We start from the raw sequence: 17,533 nt of genomic DNA, 5'->3' as shown, positions 1-17,533 counted from the left end.
AGCCTGCGGCCCGGTGAGTGTGGTTCTCGTATCCCCAGAGGGAAGAACCGTAGTGTGCACTACGATTAGCCGGTAGCATCCGACTCACGGTGGGGTGCTGTCAATGGCTGCGCCGAGGTTTCCACGGCGCATCGGCAAGCCGGATGCCGGCGATTCACGGGGAGAATGGCGGGGTGACATCCACGGACACGAACAGCGAGTTCGCGATACGCCCGCCGCGACAGGAACGGACCCGGCAGGCATGGACCCGGATCCTCGAGGCGGGTGCCGCGATCATCGAGGAGGGCGGGTATGAGGCTTTCACCATCGCGGCCGTCTGCGAGCGCGCCAAGGTCGCCCCACGGGCCATCTACGATCGCACGACCAGCAAGGAGGCCCTCTTCCTCGCCGTCTACGAGCACGGTCTGAGCCGTATCCGCGCCGACGAGGAGGTCTTCGACCGCGACGAGCGCTGGGCCGGCCTCGACGCGCGCACGCTGGTGGTCGAGGCCGTCGCCGAATTCGCCGGGATCTTCGAGCGCCACGCGGCGTTCCTCAAACCGATGGTGCTGCTCAGCGGAGCCCACCCGGAGGTCTATCGCCGGGCCCGTGCCTACACCGCGCAGATGGCGGACCGGTTCACCGCCGTGGTCCTCGGCGCCGCGCACGAGATCACACATCCCGATCCCGAAACTGCCGTACGCCTCTGCTTCAGCACGGTCTTCGCCTCTCTCATGATGCGGGTCGGCTACGGCCCGGACTTCGCCGCTCCCGCCGCCGACACCGACGCCTTCGTGCGACACCTCACCCAGACAGCGGTGCGGTACCTGTTCGGCGGCGAGTGAGCCGCCCGGGGGGGCGGGTGCGCGATCCGCCGAGTCCGGCTCGACCGGCAAGCACACTGCGGTGTCCTGCGAGTTGAAGCGGAGCTCGCCGTCCAGGCGGTACTGCTCGACACGTGGGAGACGGCCGCCGAACTGCTGTCCGACATCGTCGGCGACCCGGCCGGGCAGCGGTTTCGGCCGCTCGGCGGGTACCTCTGCCCGGCGTCCCAGCGGCCGGCTCGCGCCCGCTGCCCGAACCCGGTTCCGCAAGGTCTCGGGGTCGATTCCCAAATCGGCAGCGACCTGCCGGATCGTCGCCTCGGGCCACGACTGGTACAGCGCGACCGCGTCCGCCTTGAACTGCGGCGGATAGTCCTTCATGACCACGAGATGTCCGTTCTCAGATCCTCAGGATCCAGTGTCTCGTGTGTCCGAGATCAAGGGTCAAGGCCCGTTCCGCGAGGCCAAGACCGGCTGAGTCCAGGGCCGAGTGGGCGGGCTTGGTCACCGAGCGTCCCAGCCGGGTGCGCGGGCAGGTCAGGCCACCTCTGCTTGGCACGGCTGGCGAGTTCGACGAGAGTCTGGCGTTCGCTCTCGTCGACGCTGAGCTGGTTGTCGCGTTTCACGGCGACCCACTCGGTGACGTACCGGCAGCGCGCCGACTCGATGGGAAGCCACTCGGCGACGTCCTTGTCCGCCTTCTGCCGGTTGGACCGCGGGGTGACCGCGATCAGGTGATGCTCGACGTCGAGGCTATTGGCGTACGCGACGCGTTCGGCCCTGGTCCACCGCCAGGCACCAGCTGGCGGGGAGCGTCATTCCAACCTTGCGATATTCCTGTGCCCCGACGTGTGTCGGCGGTCAGTGGGAATTCCCCAGCGGCGGCTACTTGGCGGGGAGCTAGCAGGCCGCCGGTGGTCACTCTGCGTTCCCGGATGGTTCGTCGTTCTTGATCGGTCCCGGCGGCAACTAGGGCCTGGCTCCGGTGGCATCTGGATGGGGTTGTTGCACATGCCGTAGCGGCATGTGGTGGGGTCGGGGCACCACAGCACGAAAGGCTCTGTCTGCGATGTACCCCTCCCTCACGCCTCCCCGGCAGGTCAAGATCGGTGATGCCGCTGCGTTCGCCGGGATCACCCCACGCGCCATCCGCCACTACCACGAGATCGGTCTGCTGCCGGAGCCCGAGCGCGGCGGGGACGGCCGCCGCCGCTACGGCTATGACGACATGACCCGCCTGCTGTGGATCCGCAAGATGGCTGATGCCGGTATCAGCCTGGACGACATGCGGGCCGCCTTCGGCGAAGCCCGGGACGAAGCTGGAGACGAAGCCCTGGACCAAGCCCCGGATATCGAGTCGGTCCTGAGCAGGCTGGAGGAAACCTTGGCGGCGCAGGAGGCCGCCATCAAACGTCGGCGCGCGGCTGTCCAGCGCCTGCAGGCGGTGGGCAGCCCGCTGGGGCTGCTCTCCGAACTGGTCACGGACCGGCTCAGTCACCTGCCGCCGGGCGCGTTGCGCCCCTCCGATCTGGACGCCCTGCTAGTCACGGAACGGATCTTCGGGCCGCTGGGCGCCGCCATCCAGGCCAGCACGTTCATCGTGCTGGCCACCCACCCCGACCTGCGGGCCGAGGAGGACCGTCTTGAGGCGGCCGAGGCCGCCCTCGACGACGGCGTCGAACCCGACGACCCGCGCGTCGAAGAGCTCGCCGTACAGCGATGCGCTCACCAAATGGCCATGAATCAGGCCATCGAGGCAGCTGGTCTCGACGCGGCCGAGGAGAAGATCTTCGAGATCTACGACGCCGACCTGAAAGGGGAGGAGGGCACAGAAATGAGTGCCGCCGCAGCGATCACCAAGATGCCTTACGACTTCTCTCCTGCCCGGATGCGCTGCGTGGAACTCGCCGGACGGCTCTTCGGCGAGGCCCTTGCCGACGCCCACTCCGCGGACAGCTGATCGCCTGTGCCTGGCCCTGACGTGGCCCGACAACCGGTCGCGTTCATCCGCACCTGACCGATCGGGTCAGACGTCGAGCCCAGGCCGTAACCAAGAGTGACATCACAACTGGCCGTACGTGGGGATTCCGAACTGGCCGCTGACAGACGTGCTCCTCGGTCTTTCGCCGACGATAGCGTGCCCTTCCAGAGAGGGAGGACTGTGCTGTTTTACGAGAACCTCGCGCATGACGATCTTGTCGACTGGGCGGGTGCGGAACGGTTACACGGGCGCATCGCCGGACGTTGGCTTCCTGGCGTATCCCTGATCCGGACAAGGCCGCCCTCATCGACATCGGTGTCCCCATCGGTAGCGACGTCCCCATCACAGGGGTGTGTTTCCAGACTGAAGCGGAGCCCGTGTTGCCGACCGCTGACGGACGCTTGCTCTATCGACAGTCCAACCTCACCCTGACGGGCTGAAGCCAGTAAGGATCAACGCGCCCACCCCCACCGCCGCAACGTGCAGCAATGTTGTAGTGCGAGATTCTCCCGCCAGACAGCATCACTCGGTCTTTTCAGCGCCACGTACGCCGTGAGCGGCAGTTTCCAGCCGCTCCATGCGAACAACGAGCCCGAGCCGAGCCAGCCGAGGGCGGCCGGGCCCCAGCGCGGCAAGCCTGCTGGGCGCCGGAGCGCCAGGATCACGTAGGCAGCTGACGCCAGCAGAGCCCACAGCCCCAGGATGCCCCCCAGCAGGTGCCAGCCGATGTCGCGTCCGGCTGGATGCGTGATGCCTGCGGTACCGCCTGCGGCCCACTACAACCAGACCAGTGCAATCGCCGCTCCGACCACTGCTGCCCACGGCACCCGTGACGAGCCGCCCTCGTCGTCTCCCACCCGTCCGGCCAACGCATTCGGCCAGCGTCGCCGCAGATATGCAGGCAGCGCGACGGCAAGACCCAGGCCCATGCCTACGAACCCCGCTTGGACCAGGGCCGCTTCCCACTCCGGCATGGAGGGCCCGTCCTCACCCTCGCTCCCGCCACCGGCGAGGCCGAGGCTTCTTCTTCTCCATGCTCTCCATGATGGACATCCTCCCGGGGCAGAACCCCTGATCTCAGATGTCCGTCAAAACGGATCAAGCCCAAGCTTGCCGAGGCTGACGTACTTCCCGTCGTCGAAGACGTGCCACCCGGCACGCCCCGGCTTCACCGGCACGTCGGTCAGCCAGACACGCAGGTCCGGTCCGTTGCTCGGGTTCAGGTCCCCGAGCCGGACGACATGGGAGCCGTCGGCCAGCCGTACGAGCTTCACCGTGCCCGATGTCGCGTGCTCGTGGCTGATCAGCTCACCGCTCGCCGGCGTCTGCGGACCGGTGGCCGGGGAGGGCGGCTCGGAGGGCTCGTCCGAAGGCGCCGCGGAAGGAGGAGCGGAGGTCTCCGCGACCCCGGGCAGGGCCTGTTGGACGGTTTCGTCCCGCCACAATTTCCACGGCTGGAACCAGTACAGCCCCAAGCCGTCCGCCACCACCGCGATGGCCAACGGCCCGGTCCATAGCCTTCGTACACGCCCCATCCCCGCTCGCCTCTCGTCACGTACAGGGGCCGGGAGCACGGGCTCGCGGTCCGGCTCAGCGGTGCTCGGGGTTGTCCGCCCCCGGCCGGCAGTCGGCGTCCCACTCCGTGCGCTGGTTGCCATGGGGCGGAACGCCTCCAGCCCGTTTGAGCATGGCGGCCAGGTGCGTCAGGTTCCAGGTCATGAAGTCGGTGTTGCGGTTGGTGAAGTCGTTCTCCGGGCCGCCCGAACCGGGGTCCAGGTACGACGGACCCGGCCCCGCCGCGCCGATCCAGCCCGCGTCCGCCTGCGGCGGGATGGTGTAGCCGAGGTGCTGCAAGCTGTGGAGGAGTTCATGGCGCAGTGCTTCACCCCGTCCTCGTTGCCGGTGAACAGACACCCTCCGACACGTCCGTAATAGGCATACTGCGCCTGCGAGTTCAGCAGGCTGGAACAGCTGTACGGACGTTCGATGACCTGCTTGGTGACGGAGCTGTTGTCGCCCAGCCAGATGGGCCCGGCCGGCACCAGGATGTCCGCGGCCATCACCCGCTCGTACAGCGCGGGCCAGGCGTCCGTGGCGAAGCCGTGCCCCGTCATGTCCGGGTACATGCCGGGGGCGATGTCGTGGTCGACGGCACGGATCTCGTCCGTGGTCACCCCCTGCGCATCCATGATCGCCCGGCTCTTGTCGAGGAGCCCCTGGGTGTGGCTGAGCCGGGGCGACGGCTTGAGCGTGCAGTTAGGGCGCCCCACCGCCCTGGCAGAGCGCCTACGCCGAGATGATCTTCCAGGACGTGCTGTGGCCGGACTTGACCGGCGCGACCTGTGGCGCGCGTGCCTGGAGTTCGCCTCGCGGGACCGGCGGTTCGGCGGTGCGATCCCGAACGAGGAGCCGCTGGCCATGGAGGGGCGTTCCCCGGAGGCCTGACGGGCGGTGCGGGAGCGGGGGGCCCACCGGTTGTGTCGGCCCCGCCGCCCCTGCCCTGAGTTGGCTACGCCGACGGAGCGTACAGGTCGCGGTCCTGCAGCCAGTCCAGAATGGTCGTCGCCGCCTCCGCCAGTTGTTCTGGCTGGTTGCGCAGGTAGTGGTTCGCGCCGGCGACGTGGTGCCGGGAGACCGTCGAGGCGTTGGTCTCGTCGATGCTCCACTGCGAGAGCCAGCTTCGCAGCGAAGAGTACCGGCCCAGCGCGATGGACGAGTTGTTCATCTGGGACGGATTGCCGATGAAGCATGTCCCGGCCTGTCGCTCGTTCGGTTCGAGCGTGGGATCGAGCCAGCGGGGATCGGCCATCGTGCCGTAGACCACGAACGGCAGGCTGAGACCGGCCTCTCCGTTCGGGCCCGCGTCGGCGAGCCTCTCCTTCACCCAGGCGGTGATACGGCGGCTCCGCTCCAGCTGAGCCTTCCGGTACTCGGCGACGAAATCGGCAGAGTACGGCGGCTTCGGTGAATTCCCCGTCCCGTACAAATCCAGATCCGGATTCCGGCGGAACGGGTCGCGCTCGTCGATGATCGAAGCGTCCAGGGAGTGGGTGAGCAGTGCAGCCCGGGAAATATGCGAGCACAGCTGGAGAACGACATCTCCGGAAATGAGATCGGAAAGGTCGACAGATTCACCGGTCGGCGTCTCGGTTATTGTGGCCTTCTCGGCCTGGGCCTGATAGGTGGTGACGACCGATCCACCACCGCTCCAACCGCCGAGGACGACTTTCGCGTATCCGTGCTCCTCGCGGAGATAGCGTATCCACTGACCGAGGTCGATGAGGACGTTCTCCATGATGAGCGCGGAGTCGTTGTTCGGATACCGAGTACTCGCGCAGAAGACATGCGCACCACGGCGCGCGAGTTCCTGCGGAAGGGGAAGGTTTTGAAGCCGTCCCGCCGGGTGAATGAAGACGATGGCCGTGTCCTGCTGCACGTCGGAGCGGGCGAGCAGTGTTCCTTCCAGGAGCACCGTGTCGTCCCACGACCCGTAGGCCTCACGGCCTCCCGTCTTGTTGGCGAAGGTGATGGTGATGGTCGTGGACTCGAAGCCACGCGGTTCAGACCTGGGCATTTCCCTGCTCCTGTTCAGCGATCACCGGGTCGACGCGGAGGGGCTTTCGGGTCTCGACCATGATGATCTCCCACTCGACCCGGTTGTAGGCATCCATGGCCTGCCTGACCGCCTCGTGCACTTCCTCCGACAGGCCGTGGTGGATCCCCTGCGGGGCGTGGTCGATGATCCCCGTCGGCATGGGCGAGCCGAAGGCCGAGCCTCCGTGTATCAGGGCGACCTCGTCGAAGTAGGCGTTGCGGTGGTGGTACGGGACCCGCTCCACGCCGGGGCGCGACTCCGCGGGGCGGGGCAGCAGGTTGAGCAGGTTGACCCCGGGGGCCGTCAGGAAGACGTGCGCCGACGGCGGCAGGTGCAGGCTGTCGGAGGTGATGACGTTCCAGTCCGCGACGTTGAAGGCGAACGGGAAGAGGTCGCCCTTCCAGCCGAGGACGTCGAACGGGTGGGACTCGCTGATGACGTCGGAGTACTCGCCGTCGTACTTCACCCTGATCCGGTACTCGCCGGGCTCGGTGACGGCATCCCCGAGGGTGGGGATCCTCAAGAGGTCGGGGTCGAACGGGGCGTACCGGCCGAGGCCGGAGTATGTCGGCGCCCGCAGTTCGCCGCTGTAGGTGTCGATGCCGAACAGGTTCAGCGGCGTGTCGACAACCCAGCGCCGGGTCGCCCCTTTGGGGATGAACACGTAGTCCCCGACGCCGAACGGCAAGACGCCGTATTCCGTCTTGACCGTGCCGCTTCCCTCGTGGACGAACCAGCATTCGTCGCCGTCCACGTTGCGGAAGAACCACGGCATGGATTCCTGTCGACGGCTCGACCAGATCGAAACGTCACTGTTGTAGAAAGGCGCTGGGGAACACCGTCGGCAGAGGTGCTGTCGCTCGTCTTGAGCACGTTGCTGTCGAATGCGGTGACGCGGAAACGGCCCTCGGTGCGGTACTTCCCCGGATCCCCGTGACGGTAGAAGAGCGTCATGGGGCCGTCGAATCCATCGCGAGTCAGGCCGTCCTCGATGAGCCCGTTGAGATCGCGATGCGCTCGTCTGGGCGTACGGCCCTGGCTCACTTGCATGGTTGAGCGCGGCTGAGGCATGGCTACTCACCTTTCGGTGACTAATTTTGCGGCTTAGGAGAGCCGCTGTCCCACCGCAATAAAGCGAGCACAGGAGGCGATCGTCAAGCGCTTTACGACATATTTTTTTGTGGGGAGGCCGAACCTGCCGACGCGCTCACCGGTCCCGTTCGCCGGAGGCGTCGGCCAGTGTCTGGAGCAGTTCCGCGAGGTGGCTGAGCTGCTGAGGATCCAGGCAGCTCAGCCACTCCCGCTCAAGCTCAGCCTGACCTTTGATCGCGCGTTCGAGCTGTTGCCGACCGCTGTCGGTCAGCTGTACGACGACCAGCCGTCGATCAGTGGGAACGGGCTTGCGCCGCACCATCCCGGCCGCTTCCAGTTTGTTCACGACACTGCTGACCGCAGCCCGGGTGGACCACGTTCCCTCCGCCAGGTCTCTTACCTCCATATCGCCCCCGCTCCACAGGAGGTTGAGCACGCGGAAGCCGGCCAAGGACCAGCCGAACTGCCGGTGGTAGGCGTCCGACTTCGTCGAGTACAGCCCGAACGCCCGGGTCAGCCTCACGGCGACGAGCATCCGAACACGGTCCTCGTCGGAGATCAGGCCCGCTTGCTGATGCTTCTCGGCCAGAAGTTCAGCCGCCCGCCTCCGGTCGTCTGACGTCATGATCATCTACGTTTCTGTCGAGTGTGCGGGGAGGGCAGGTCACGCGCTCGCCCCACGGCGCGGCGGGGCGTGCGGGAAGGCGCCACAACGATGAGACGGTGTGGCCCACGTCCGTGCGGTCTCCTGCCTTTGCGTAATTTTCACCCAGTGCGCGGGCGAAGCTGAAACGGGCCTCCATCACGACGGGCACCGACTGCGCGACCAGCCACACGTAACCCGCGGCCGCCGACGCACCGTCCCCCCACGGCGAACCGGCGGTATCGGCTCAAGCTGCGGCGCACTCCGCGCACGTCCCGAAGATCACCACCGTGTGTGCCACGTTCGCAAACCCGTGCTCCGCCGCGATGGCCTCCGCCCGGTGGTGTTCGCCGATGGAGCAGCGGCGGTGGACCGTGGTCAGCCCGACGGAGTCGCCCTTGTGCTTGAGCATGTCGTGCAGTTGCTGCGCGCTGCGGAACTCGTCGACCTCGTCGATCGCCGCAGCCACGGCGGCCCGCTGCCGGGTCGCACGGCCCTTCACGGACGGTCTTGCGGTGGTCACCGGTTGCCTCCTCGCGTCTGCCCTGCCAGGCCATTGTGTCAGCCCGGCCTGTCAGAGCCGGGGTTGTTCCTTGGCCAGGTTCGCTACCGGCATGTTCCCCTTTGTCAGCCTCCGTCCCGGCCGCCAGGAACCGGCGACGCGAGCGGCTGTTCGGGCCGACCGGTTCCAAGTCACTCGAATCCATGGACACATCATCCCCGTCAGGCACTGCGATCGGCAGCGGCCTCGGCACCGGCACCCGAACATGCGGTCCCGTCGGCCGCGGTCGGAGTTTCGCCGGGGCCGGCGGCCATACGGCGGCTCGCCTCGCCGAGACCGTCGGCGAGCGCCCCCACCTGGTCGGGCGTGAGCACATCGATGAGCAGTTCCCTGACCATCTCCACATGACTTGGCGCCGCCTGCTCCAGCAGAGCCATGCCCTCGTCGGTGAGTACGGCGAAGACCGCACGATCGTCACTGGGACAGGAGCGCCGGCGCACCAGCCCGGCCTTCTCCATCTGTCCGATCTGATAGGTCAGCCCGCTCTTTGAGTTGACCAGGGCCCCGGCCAGCTCCGCCATCCGCAGCTCCCGGTGAGGGGCTCCGCTGAGCCGGGCAAGGATCTCGTACTGCAGGCCGGACAGGCCGAAATCGCGCTTGAGCCGCTGCTCCAGTCGCCGGTACAGCAGCGCGTGCGCAGTGGTGAAGGCCGTCCAGGCCCGCTTCTCCTGCTCATCCAGCCAGCGCGTGTGACCCATGTCACTCCCCTCCAGGTTGTTCAAATTAGAACCGAAGCCTACCGTCAGCGGTGCGTTCAAATTTGAATCATACGACGCCCACGGGAGAGACACCATGACCACCAGCCTCGCCGCAGCCACCGTCCGCACCCGGGTCCGCATTCCGCTGAGCTTCTCGGACGGGTACCAGGTGACCGCCGACGTGGTCACGTTCAACGGCCTGGCCGACGGCGCCGAGCATGTCGCCCTGGTCCTTGGAGACCCGGCCGCCGCTGGCGGCCCGCTGGTGCGTCTGCACTCCGAATGCCTCACCGGTGACGTCTTCGGCTCCGCCCGCTGTGACTGCGGCCCGCAGTTGCGCGAGGCCACAGAGCGCATCGCCGCCACCGGAGGCGTCCTGCTCTACCTCCGTCAGGAAGGCCGCGGCATCGGCCTCTACAACAAGCTCGACGCCTACACCCTGCAGGACACCGGCTTGGACACCTACGAGGCCAACCTGGCCCTCGGCCTGCCGGAGGACGCCCGTGACTACACCGCCGCCGCCCAGATGCTCACCGCTCTTGGCATCACCGAGCTGAACCTGCTCTCCAACAACCCCGACAAGGCGCGGCAGTTGCGCGACCTCGGCCTCTCGGTCACCCGGACCGTCCCCACCGGCGTGCACAGCACCCCCAGTAACCGGCGCTACCTGCACGCCAAGGTCGAGCACACCCACCACACCATCGACCTCGCGCCGATGGCGATGGTGAGCCTGGTCGGCTGACGCCCGAAACGCTCGCCCACCAGCCCAGAAGGGCATCGCCATGAAAGCCGTCGTCGTCACCGATTTCGCAGCCCGGCCCGAGTTCGTCGACCTGCCCACGCCCGAGCCCGGCGTCGGTGAAATCCTGGTGCGCATCCGCGCCGCCGGGGTGAACCCCTTCGACTGGAAGGTCACCGACGGCGCCCTCAAGGGCTTCGTTGGGCACAGCTTCCCCCTGGTCATGGGCTCGGACGGAGCGGGCGTCGTGGAACGGACGGGACCGGACGTCACCCGCTTCCGCCCCGGAGACCGCGTCTACGGCCAGTTCATGCGCCTGCCCCAGGGGCAGGGCTCCTACTCCGAGTACGCCGTCGCCGAGCAGGAGGGCAAGATCGCCCTCATACCGCAGGCCGTCTCCTTCACGCTCGCCGCCGCCCTGCCCACCGCGAGCGTGACCGCCTACCAGGCCGTCCAGGCCGCACGTCTCGAGAGCGGGCACACGCTGTTGATCAACGGCGCCGGCGGCGGCGTGGGCCAGTCGGCCATCCAGTTCGCCGCCCGGTCCGGAGCCCGCGTGCTGGCCACCGGAACGCCGGAGGTGGCCGACCATCTGTACGACCTCGGTGCGCACACCGTCGTCGATTTCACCCAGGCTCCCACGCATGAGCAGCTGGCCGCTGCCCACCCCGACGGCATCGACGCCGTCATCGACCTCGTCACCCCGGCCGGCGGTGACATCAGCCCCATGGCCGGTCTGCTCCGAGCTGGCTCCACCCTGGTCAGCACTAACTACGCCACGGATCCCACCGCCCTGGCCGCCCGCGAGATCCTCGGGGTCAACCTCGGCAACCGTCCCACCGCCGAGATCCTGACCACGCTCGCCGAACTCGCCGCCGCCGGGGAACTGCGCGTCCGTATCGACGCCGAAGTCCCGCTCGCCGACGCCCCGGCCTTCATTGCCAAGGCCCGTGCCGGCCACGCCACCGGCAAGACCGTCATCGTCCCTTGAGCGCGCCCGACCCCACCCCTTGCGGAGAAGACATGAACCGAACAGCGCAGGCAGTACGTTTCGACCAGTACGGCGATCGCGACGTGCTGTACGTCACCGACCTCCCGATGCCCGAGCCCGGACCCGGCGAAGTCGTCGTCGAGGTGCGTGCCGCCGCCGTCAACCCCTTCGACACGACGCTCCGTTCCGGGGTGATCCGGGATCTGTTCCCGATGGACTTTCCCTCCGGTCAGGGCAGCGACCTCGCCGGGGTCGTCACGGCCGTCGGCGCCGAGGTCGACGGACTCGCCGTCGGCGACGAGGTACTGGGCTGGACGCCGACGGCGGGCGCGCACGCTACGCACCTGGCCGTCCCGGCGGACCGGTTGGTGGCCAAGCCGCCCCAGGTGAGCTGGGAGGCGGCGGGCTCCCTGCACATGGTGGGCGCCACGGCCTACGCGTCCGCCCGCGCCGCCGCCGTCCAGCCCGGGGAGACCGTCGCGGTGTCCGCCGCCGCGGGAGGGGTTGGTTCGTTCCTCGTGCAGATGCTCACCGGCCGGGGCGTGCGCGTACTCGGCATCGCCTCATCGGCCAACGCCGAGTGGCTGGACAAGCACGGCGTCATCCCGGTGCCGTACGGAGACGGCCTGCGTGAACGGCTCGAACAGGCGGCGGGAGGAGGCGGCATCGACGCGTTCATCGACCTCCACGGCCCAGAGTACCTCGACCTCGCGCTCGCCCTCGGCATACGGCCGGAGCGCATCCAGACGACCATCGCTATGGCACGCGCCGCGGAGATCGGCGCCCGGACCGACGGCCGCCACAATGCGACCGCACGCCAGATTCTGATGGACCTGGTCGAGTTGGTGGCCTCGGGCACCGTCGAGATCCCGATCGCCGCCATGTACCGGCTCGACCGCGTCGCCGACGCCTTCGCGGAGCTGGAGCAGGGGCACACCCACGGCAAGATCGTCCTGACCCTCTGACCGGAGCGGGTGAACCCGCGGGGCGCCCGCCCGTCACGCCCACCCCCTTTCTCCCCTTCCCCTTACATCTCCCCTCCTCTTACCTCCACGGAGAAACGCACATGACCGACCGTGCAGACCAGACCATCGATGCCCTGCGCAGAGGACACGACTATCTGACGGCCGTGGTACACGGCCTCGCCTCGGCTGACCTCATCCGGCCCTCCGGGGCGTCGGGGTGGGACGTGTCGCAGGTCCTCAGCCATCTGGGCAGTGGGGCCGAAATCGGCCTGGCAGTACTGGAGGGCGCGTTGAACGCCACCGGCTCGCCCGACGATGAGTTCAACAAGTCCGTGTGGGCGCGCTGGGACGACATGTCACCCGTGGAGCGGGCCGAAGGCTTCGTGGCGGCCAACGACGCGCTGGTCAGCCGCTACGAGGGCCTCGACACGCAGACACGCGGAGAGCTGAGGGTCGACCTCGGTTTCCTGCCCGTGGCGGCCGACGTCGCCACGGTTGCCGGGGTACGGCTCACGGAGTTCGCCCACCACACCTGGGACGTGGAGGTCGCCTTCAACCACGCGGCGCCCCTGCTCCCCGCGGTGACCGGACTCCTCCTCGACCAGACCGGCGCATTCCTGAACTTCCTCGGCAGGGCCGACGCTCTGGACGCCCGCCTGGTCCGCATGACCGTCCACATCACCGCACCCGAGCGCACCTTCGGACTGGAGGTGGGAGACGCAATCACGCTCACCGGTGAGCAGGACCGGCCCGACGCCGTCCTGAGAGCACCAGCCGAGTGGTGGCTGCGTCTCACCACCGGCCGCCACGCGCCCGCGCACACCCCGAGCCAGGTGTCTCTGACGAGCGACTCCCTCACCCTCGACGACCTACGACGGGTCTTTCCCGGCTTCTAGCCGGAGCCGACGGCACCGCCGAATCAGGGGCAATGTCCCACACGAAGTCGTGGAGGTGACGGGGCAGGCTCTCCATGACCTGCCGCAGCCGCTGGTCCTTGGTCTGGTGGACGCTCTCCACCACCGCGTCGGTGGCGGTCTCGACGGTGAAGTCCGCTTCAGAACTTGAAATCGTGATGTCGGGCTGGCGAGGTGGGCGGCGTCCGGCGCTGCTTGGGCAGACCGGCCGACTACTGCGGATCGACAGGGCGGCCCAGTGGCCGTGAGACTGGAAGCAAGGAGGCTCTGTGGCACAACCAGCGGAGTGACGCTGGACTGCGGACCATGCGGACCATGCGGGTCAGCGCCAGCGCATGTCGGCCGTTGGCCGACTCGGTTCCTTCGAGCCCACAGTCGTGAGCACGTGCCTGCAACATCGTCCACTTCTGGGGCCACTGGATGCTGCGCACTTCGTTGTTCGTATTGACTGGGACGACGTAGCCCCCTCCGTTGTACTGCGGGGCATGCGGGCGGCGCAGGGCTACCGATCGCACCACCGGCTGGTTGGACAGGATGACGGCGGCGCATAGAGGCAGCTGGCGATGACGGCTCCAGGTGAGCCATTCACCGTCAGATTCCTGGCGGGTGACGAAGTGACCGCGCCCTTGAACAAGAGCGACTACTTGGCTGATCGTGCGTACTGGCGGGGACGGTACGGGGCATGGTCGTGCCCGCGCTCCGCTCCGCTGCCTTTCGCACAGTGCCGCGGGGGAGGCGTGACTTCTTAGCGGGGGGCGCTGACTCCAGGGGGCCGTGTACGAGGCCGGCGGCTTTGGCGAGGCGGCGTTGCCGATGCCCATTGCGCAGGGAGTGCAAGGAGTCGTAGTCGTGGACGAGCAGGATGTCCAGGGAGAACGGCTGCAGGGCAGCGCCCGTGGCTCGGTCGGCCACGAACACCGTCGCGTCCAGATGATTGCGCTGCAGGCGGGCCTGGAGCACCGAGGCAGCGCGCAGCGCGCGCACTCTGTGACGGCCGAGCAGGCGGGAGCGGTTCGTCAGCAGTTCTGCCCAGGCTTCGCGTACCTGGTCATTGAGCTTGGGGCAGTCCAGGCAGGTGGCCTGCCCGAGGAGGACATCGGACAGCCTGAGCCGGAACGTGGCAGCGCACTGCAGGCACTCCACCGTCCACGGGGTATCGAAGCGGCGATAGCGTTCCAGGGCTTCGAAGCCGGCTCTGCGCAGCAGTCGTACGGCGGTTTCCTGCGTGACCTCGCCGCGGGCGTTCTCAGCGACTACCGCTTCGAGCCGTCTCATCTGTGCGCGCTCGGCACCGTCTCGGCGGCCGAGGGCGGCATCCCGCTGCAGCCGGAGAAAGGCTTCGAACCACGGCTCACGGCTTCGCGGCAGTACCTCGCAGGTGACCAGGAAGGCCTCCAGGCACTCGATGGTCGTCGGTGCCTGCCGCCGGCTGCAGATCCGGTAGGCGGTACCGCGCGACAGCTCCTTGCCGCTGGCCCGCGCCCTGTTCTCCATCACCCGGTACGACGGCGCCCCGTTGGCCAGGCGCAGCTCTTCCAACGCGGTGCAAAGACCTTCGAGGTCCTCGGTGACGTGCGGCTGCGGCGCCGGTTCCTGGCACTCGCGGATGCCACCACGGCTTCCGCGGTGGGCGGCGAGCCACAGCTGAGTGATGTCATCGACATTCAGGCCGCACGCCTGCGCGAAAGACCGTGCGACATCGTGTCTGGGCAGGACCGTGCCCGACGCTGCCCGCTGCAAGGTCCCCGGGCTGCAGAACCGCGTCCGCTCTGCAAGCTGCGTGTAGGAAAGGCCCGTTCGCCGGCGCCCGTTGCGCGAGGCGGTGGCGAGCGTGCCGAGCGGACTCAGGGCATCTGGGATGGCATTCTCGGGTCGCCCCACCAAGTCACGCTCCGCTTCCGCAACATGTAAGGCCTCGCAGTTCCCGTCGGGCGCAAAATTCTCTCAAACAGCACGCCGACTGAGCGACGGCGAGGGTGGGTGCTCCGAAACCTGGTGTGCGTTATCACGGTGGGGCCCGTCATCGCGTTGCGCCGCGGCGGCATGCGCCCTCGAGGAAGACGAGCGCGGTCTCGGTCACGGTCAGCGTGTGGCCGGCCTTCAGCCGCACGGCGGTCGGACCGGACAGATTCCTGGAGAGCCGCCGCCTGCGCATCTCCGGCCACTCGAAGGCGAGTTGCACGCCGCACGCCGTGGGGAACACACCCGGGCTCGTCCGGCCTGCGGCAGGGTGATGCGGTCGACGAGCTCCCCAACGGGCAGCCGGGCCAGCCGCCGCCGGGTCTGCTCGATATGCACAGAGGGAGCGATCACCCGGTGCATCTGCTCGGCGGTGGCCATCCGGTACTGCGCCAGCACCGCCAGCGGGGCTTTTCAGCCATGCCCCTATAACTCGCGGCACGGAAAGGTACTTCCGTCTAGGAGGGCCCGTCTGACATCTTGCATCCACTACTCGTTTCGTACGGCCCGGCCGGTGCCCTCAGCACGGCCGGGCCGTCTCCGGAGGACGCATTGATACCCCACATATCCAGCCGACCTAGACGCACGCTGGTGCTGGCGGCCACGCTCGGCGCCGCCCTCACGTTCGGCGCCCCGGTCGCCCTCGCGGGCACCCTCCCCGTCGCCCCCTCCGCCGTGTCGGCCGCCAAGGCCCACGCTCCGGCCGCCGTGCCGGCCTCCCAGAGTGCGACCTGGGTGGCCGGCACGCGTGCCTACCTCGTGATCACCGCCCCCGGTGACAGTTCGGCGGTCCGCTCCGCGATCGCGGCCAACGGCGGCACCGTCTTCTCGAACTTCGACGCCATCGGCGTGATCGTCGCCCACTCGGCGTCCAGCGGATTCGCCGCCACCATGCGCGGCGTCGCCGGCGTGCAGCAGGTCGGCGCCACGCGCACCTCGGACGTCCCGGCCGACGCCTACAACCCGGCGCTCCCGGTCAATCCGGCTCAGACCTCGACCCCGGCCGGAGAACCGGTCCGGGCCGACATGAGCCAGATCAAGGCCGACCAGGCCTGGGCCGTGAACCCGGGCTCCGCCTCAGTCAAGGTCGGCATCCTGGACACGGGTGTGGACGACCAGCACCAGGACCTGGCGCCCAACTTCAACGCGGCCGACTCGGTCTCCTGCGCCTACGGCAAGCCCGACACCCGTGCCGGCGCCTGGCGGGACGTCGACACGCACGGCACCCACGTAGCGGGCACCATCGCCGCGGCCAAGAACGGCAAGGGCGTTGTCGGCGTGGCCCCCGGGGTGACGATCTCCGCGGTCCGGGTCGCCGAGCCGGGCAACTCCTTCTTCTTTGCCGAGAACACCATCTGCGGCTTTGTCTGGGCCGGTGACCACGGCTTCAAGGTCACCAATAACAGCTATTACACGGACCCGTGGCAGTTCAACTGCCCGGACAACATCGACCAGGCCGCCATCATCGAGGGCGTCAAGCGCGCCCAGGAGTACGCCGAGGGCAAGGGCTCCCTCCAGATCGCCGCCGCGGGCAACGAGAACTACGACCTCGCCCACAAGACGACCGACTCCGCGAGCCCGAACGACTCGACGCCGGTCACCCGCACCATCACCAACGCCTGCCTCGACATCCCGACCGAGCTGCCGGGCGTGGTCACGGTCGCGGCCAACGGCACGGGCGTCACCAAGGCCTCGTTCTCCAACTATGGGCAAGGCGTCATCGACGTCGCGGCGCCGGGCAGCAGCGTGTACTCCACCGTCCCCGGCGGCGGCTACGGCAGCAAGAGCGGCACCTCGATGGCCAGCCCGCACGTGGCCGGTGTGGCGGCACTCATCGCCAGCGCCAACCCGGGCATCACCCCGGCGCAGATCCGCGCCAAGCTGGCCGCCCAGGCCAACGACATCACCTGCCCCTCGGACAGCCGCTGCACGGGAACGACGGCCAACAACTCGTTCTTCGGCGAGGGACAGGCCGACGCCCTCAAGGCTGTCGGGACCACCCCGCCGCCCGGCAAGTACTTCGAGAACCTCGCGGACTTCGCCGTCAACGACAACACGACCGTGGAGAGCCCGATCGCCGTCACCAGTGTGACCGGCAACGCCCCGGTCACCCTCAAGGTGGGTGTGGACATCACGCACACCTACATCGGTGACCTGAAGGTCGACCTGGTGGCGCCGGACGGCACCGTCTACACGCTGCACAACCACGCCGGCGGCAGCGCCGACAACATCGCCCAGACCTACACCGTGAACGCCTCCTCGGAGGTCGCGAACGGCACCTGGAAGCTGCGCGTCAACGACAACGCCGCCTCCGACACAGGCAAGATCGACGCCTGGAACCTGACCTTCTAGCGCAGGGCCCGGCAACGCCCGCGTACAGCACGCACTGCGTCGGCGACAGCTCCCCGCCCGCAGCTGCGGACAAGGCGGGCTGCGGTCTGTTCGGCCAGGCTGCGAACTGCTGGGCGGCAGAGGGCATATGGGCCTCGGGGGGGGGGGGGGGGGGGGGGAAAAAAAAAAAAAAAAAAACAACCCCCCCCCCCCCCCCCCCCACCCCAAAGGCCCCCCCCCCCACAGCACCTACCTCACCC

At 68.3% G+C, this 17,533-nt stretch carries 14 protein-coding genes and 5 pseudogenes; 8 read left to right on the top strand and 11 right to left on the bottom strand.

Annotation, left to right across the window (positions count from 1 at the left end):
• Positions 1 to 173: 173 nt before the first annotated feature.
• Positions 174 to 824 (top strand): TetR/AcrR family transcriptional regulator, encoded by a 651-nt coding sequence (locus ACZ5XS_RS42570; protein ID WP_468660746.1) that lies wholly within the window; start codon positions 174 to 176, stop codon positions 822 to 824.
• A gap of 228 nt (positions 825 to 1,052) precedes the next feature.
• On the opposite strand, the pseudogene ACZ5XS_RS42565 reads toward ACZ5XS_RS42570, so the two are convergent.
• Positions 1,053 to 1,184, bottom strand: a pseudogene (locus ACZ5XS_RS42565) (transposase); the annotation flags it as partial.
• A gap of 688 nt (positions 1,185 to 1,872) precedes the next feature.
• On the opposite strand from ACZ5XS_RS42565, the gene ACZ5XS_RS42560 reads away from it, so the two are divergent.
• Positions 1,873 to 2,763, top strand: coding sequence for a MerR family transcriptional regulator (locus ACZ5XS_RS42560; protein ID WP_363110794.1), 891 nt, complete (start codon positions 1,873 to 1,875; stop codon positions 2,761 to 2,763).
• 1,127 nt (positions 2,764 to 3,890) lie between these two features.
• On the opposite strand, the pseudogene ACZ5XS_RS42555 reads toward ACZ5XS_RS42560, so the two are convergent.
• Together ACZ5XS_RS42555 and ACZ5XS_RS42550 are read right to left on the bottom strand one after the other, a co-directional pair.
• Positions 3,891 to 4,319, bottom strand: a pseudogene (locus tag ACZ5XS_RS42555) (DM13 domain-containing protein); the annotation flags it as partial.
• Between the two features lie 55 nt (positions 4,320 to 4,374).
• Positions 4,375 to 5,054, bottom strand: a pseudogene (locus tag ACZ5XS_RS42550) (flavodoxin family protein).
• Positions 5,055 to 5,059: 5 nt separating this feature from the next.
• On the opposite strand from ACZ5XS_RS42550, the pseudogene ACZ5XS_RS42545 reads away from it, so the two are divergent.
• A pseudogene (locus tag ACZ5XS_RS42545) lies at positions 5,060 to 5,229 on the top strand (undecaprenyl diphosphate synthase family protein); the annotation flags it as partial.
• A gap of 64 nt (positions 5,230 to 5,293) precedes the next feature.
• Here the strand turns inward: ACZ5XS_RS42545 and ACZ5XS_RS42540 are convergent.
• From ACZ5XS_RS42540 to ACZ5XS_RS42520, 5 genes are all read right to left on the bottom strand, one after another.
• Entirely contained in the window at positions 5,294 to 6,256 is a 963-nt protein-coding gene (locus ACZ5XS_RS42540) for an alpha/beta fold hydrolase (RefSeq protein WP_468660744.1), read from the bottom strand.
• 88 nt (positions 6,257 to 6,344) lie between these two features.
• Positions 6,345 to 7,460 (bottom strand): homogentisate 1,2-dioxygenase, encoded by a 1,116-nt coding sequence (locus tag ACZ5XS_RS42535; protein ID WP_468660742.1) that lies wholly within the window; start codon positions 7,458 to 7,460, stop codon positions 6,345 to 6,347.
• A 126-nt stretch (positions 7,461 to 7,586) separates the two neighbouring features.
• Complete coding sequence (locus ACZ5XS_RS42530; RefSeq protein ID WP_468660740.1) at positions 7,587 to 8,096, bottom strand: MarR family winged helix-turn-helix transcriptional regulator; 510 nt, start codon at positions 8,094 to 8,096, stop codon at positions 7,587 to 7,589.
• A gap of 265 nt (positions 8,097 to 8,361) precedes the next feature.
• Positions 8,362 to 8,637, bottom strand: a complete 276-nt coding sequence (locus tag ACZ5XS_RS42525; RefSeq protein ID WP_468660738.1) for a transcriptional repressor — start codon at positions 8,635 to 8,637, stop codon at positions 8,362 to 8,364.
• 200 nt (positions 8,638 to 8,837) lie between these two features.
• Positions 8,838 to 9,434: a MarR family winged helix-turn-helix transcriptional regulator gene (locus ACZ5XS_RS42520; RefSeq protein WP_468660737.1), complete on the bottom strand. Its 597-nt coding sequence runs from the start codon at positions 9,432 to 9,434 to the stop codon at positions 8,838 to 8,840.
• 34 nt (positions 9,435 to 9,468) lie between these two features.
• On the opposite strand from ACZ5XS_RS42520, the gene ACZ5XS_RS42515 reads away from it, so the two are divergent.
• From ACZ5XS_RS42515 to ACZ5XS_RS42500, 4 genes are all read left to right on the top strand, one after another.
• On the top strand, positions 9,469 to 10,116 hold the full coding sequence (locus ACZ5XS_RS42515) for a GTP cyclohydrolase II (RefSeq protein WP_468660735.1): 648 nt from the start codon (positions 9,469 to 9,471) through the stop codon (positions 10,114 to 10,116).
• A gap of 40 nt (positions 10,117 to 10,156) precedes the next feature.
• On the top strand, positions 10,157 to 11,104 hold the full coding sequence (locus tag ACZ5XS_RS42510; RefSeq protein ID WP_468660733.1) for an NADP-dependent oxidoreductase: 948 nt from the start codon (positions 10,157 to 10,159) through the stop codon (positions 11,102 to 11,104).
• A 32-nt stretch (positions 11,105 to 11,136) separates the two neighbouring features.
• Positions 11,137 to 12,069, top strand: a complete 933-nt coding sequence (locus ACZ5XS_RS42505; protein WP_468660732.1) for an NADP-dependent oxidoreductase — start codon at positions 11,137 to 11,139, stop codon at positions 12,067 to 12,069.
• Between the two features lie 101 nt (positions 12,070 to 12,170).
• Positions 12,171 to 12,965, top strand: coding sequence for a maleylpyruvate isomerase family mycothiol-dependent enzyme (locus tag ACZ5XS_RS42500; RefSeq protein WP_468660730.1), 795 nt, complete (start codon positions 12,171 to 12,173; stop codon positions 12,963 to 12,965).
• A gap of 609 nt (positions 12,966 to 13,574) precedes the next feature.
• Here ACZ5XS_RS42500 and ACZ5XS_RS42495 read toward each other — a convergent pair.
• The 3 genes and pseudogenes from ACZ5XS_RS42495 to ACZ5XS_RS42485 all read right to left on the bottom strand — a co-directional run.
• Positions 13,575 to 14,864, bottom strand: coding sequence for a helix-turn-helix domain-containing protein (locus tag ACZ5XS_RS42495; RefSeq protein WP_468660728.1), 1,290 nt, complete (start codon positions 14,862 to 14,864; stop codon positions 13,575 to 13,577).
• A gap of 139 nt (positions 14,865 to 15,003) precedes the next feature.
• Positions 15,004 to 15,186: a hypothetical protein gene (locus ACZ5XS_RS42490; protein WP_468660769.1), complete on the bottom strand. Its 183-nt coding sequence runs from the start codon at positions 15,184 to 15,186 to the stop codon at positions 15,004 to 15,006.
• A gap of 62 nt (positions 15,187 to 15,248) precedes the next feature.
• A pseudogene (locus ACZ5XS_RS42485) lies at positions 15,249 to 15,305 on the bottom strand (hypothetical protein); the annotation flags it as partial.
• Positions 15,306 to 15,533: 228 nt separating this feature from the next.
• Between ACZ5XS_RS42485 and ACZ5XS_RS42480 the strand changes: the two are divergent.
• Positions 15,534 to 17,294: a S8 family peptidase gene (locus tag ACZ5XS_RS42480; RefSeq protein ID WP_468660726.1), complete on the top strand. Its 1,761-nt coding sequence runs from the start codon at positions 15,534 to 15,536 to the stop codon at positions 17,292 to 17,294.
• Positions 17,295 to 17,533: the final 239 nt, after the last annotated feature.

This window comes from Streptomyces sp. NPDC033131 (genome assembly GCF_055578365.1).
This window is presented reverse-complemented; position numbering and strand designations above follow the sequence as displayed.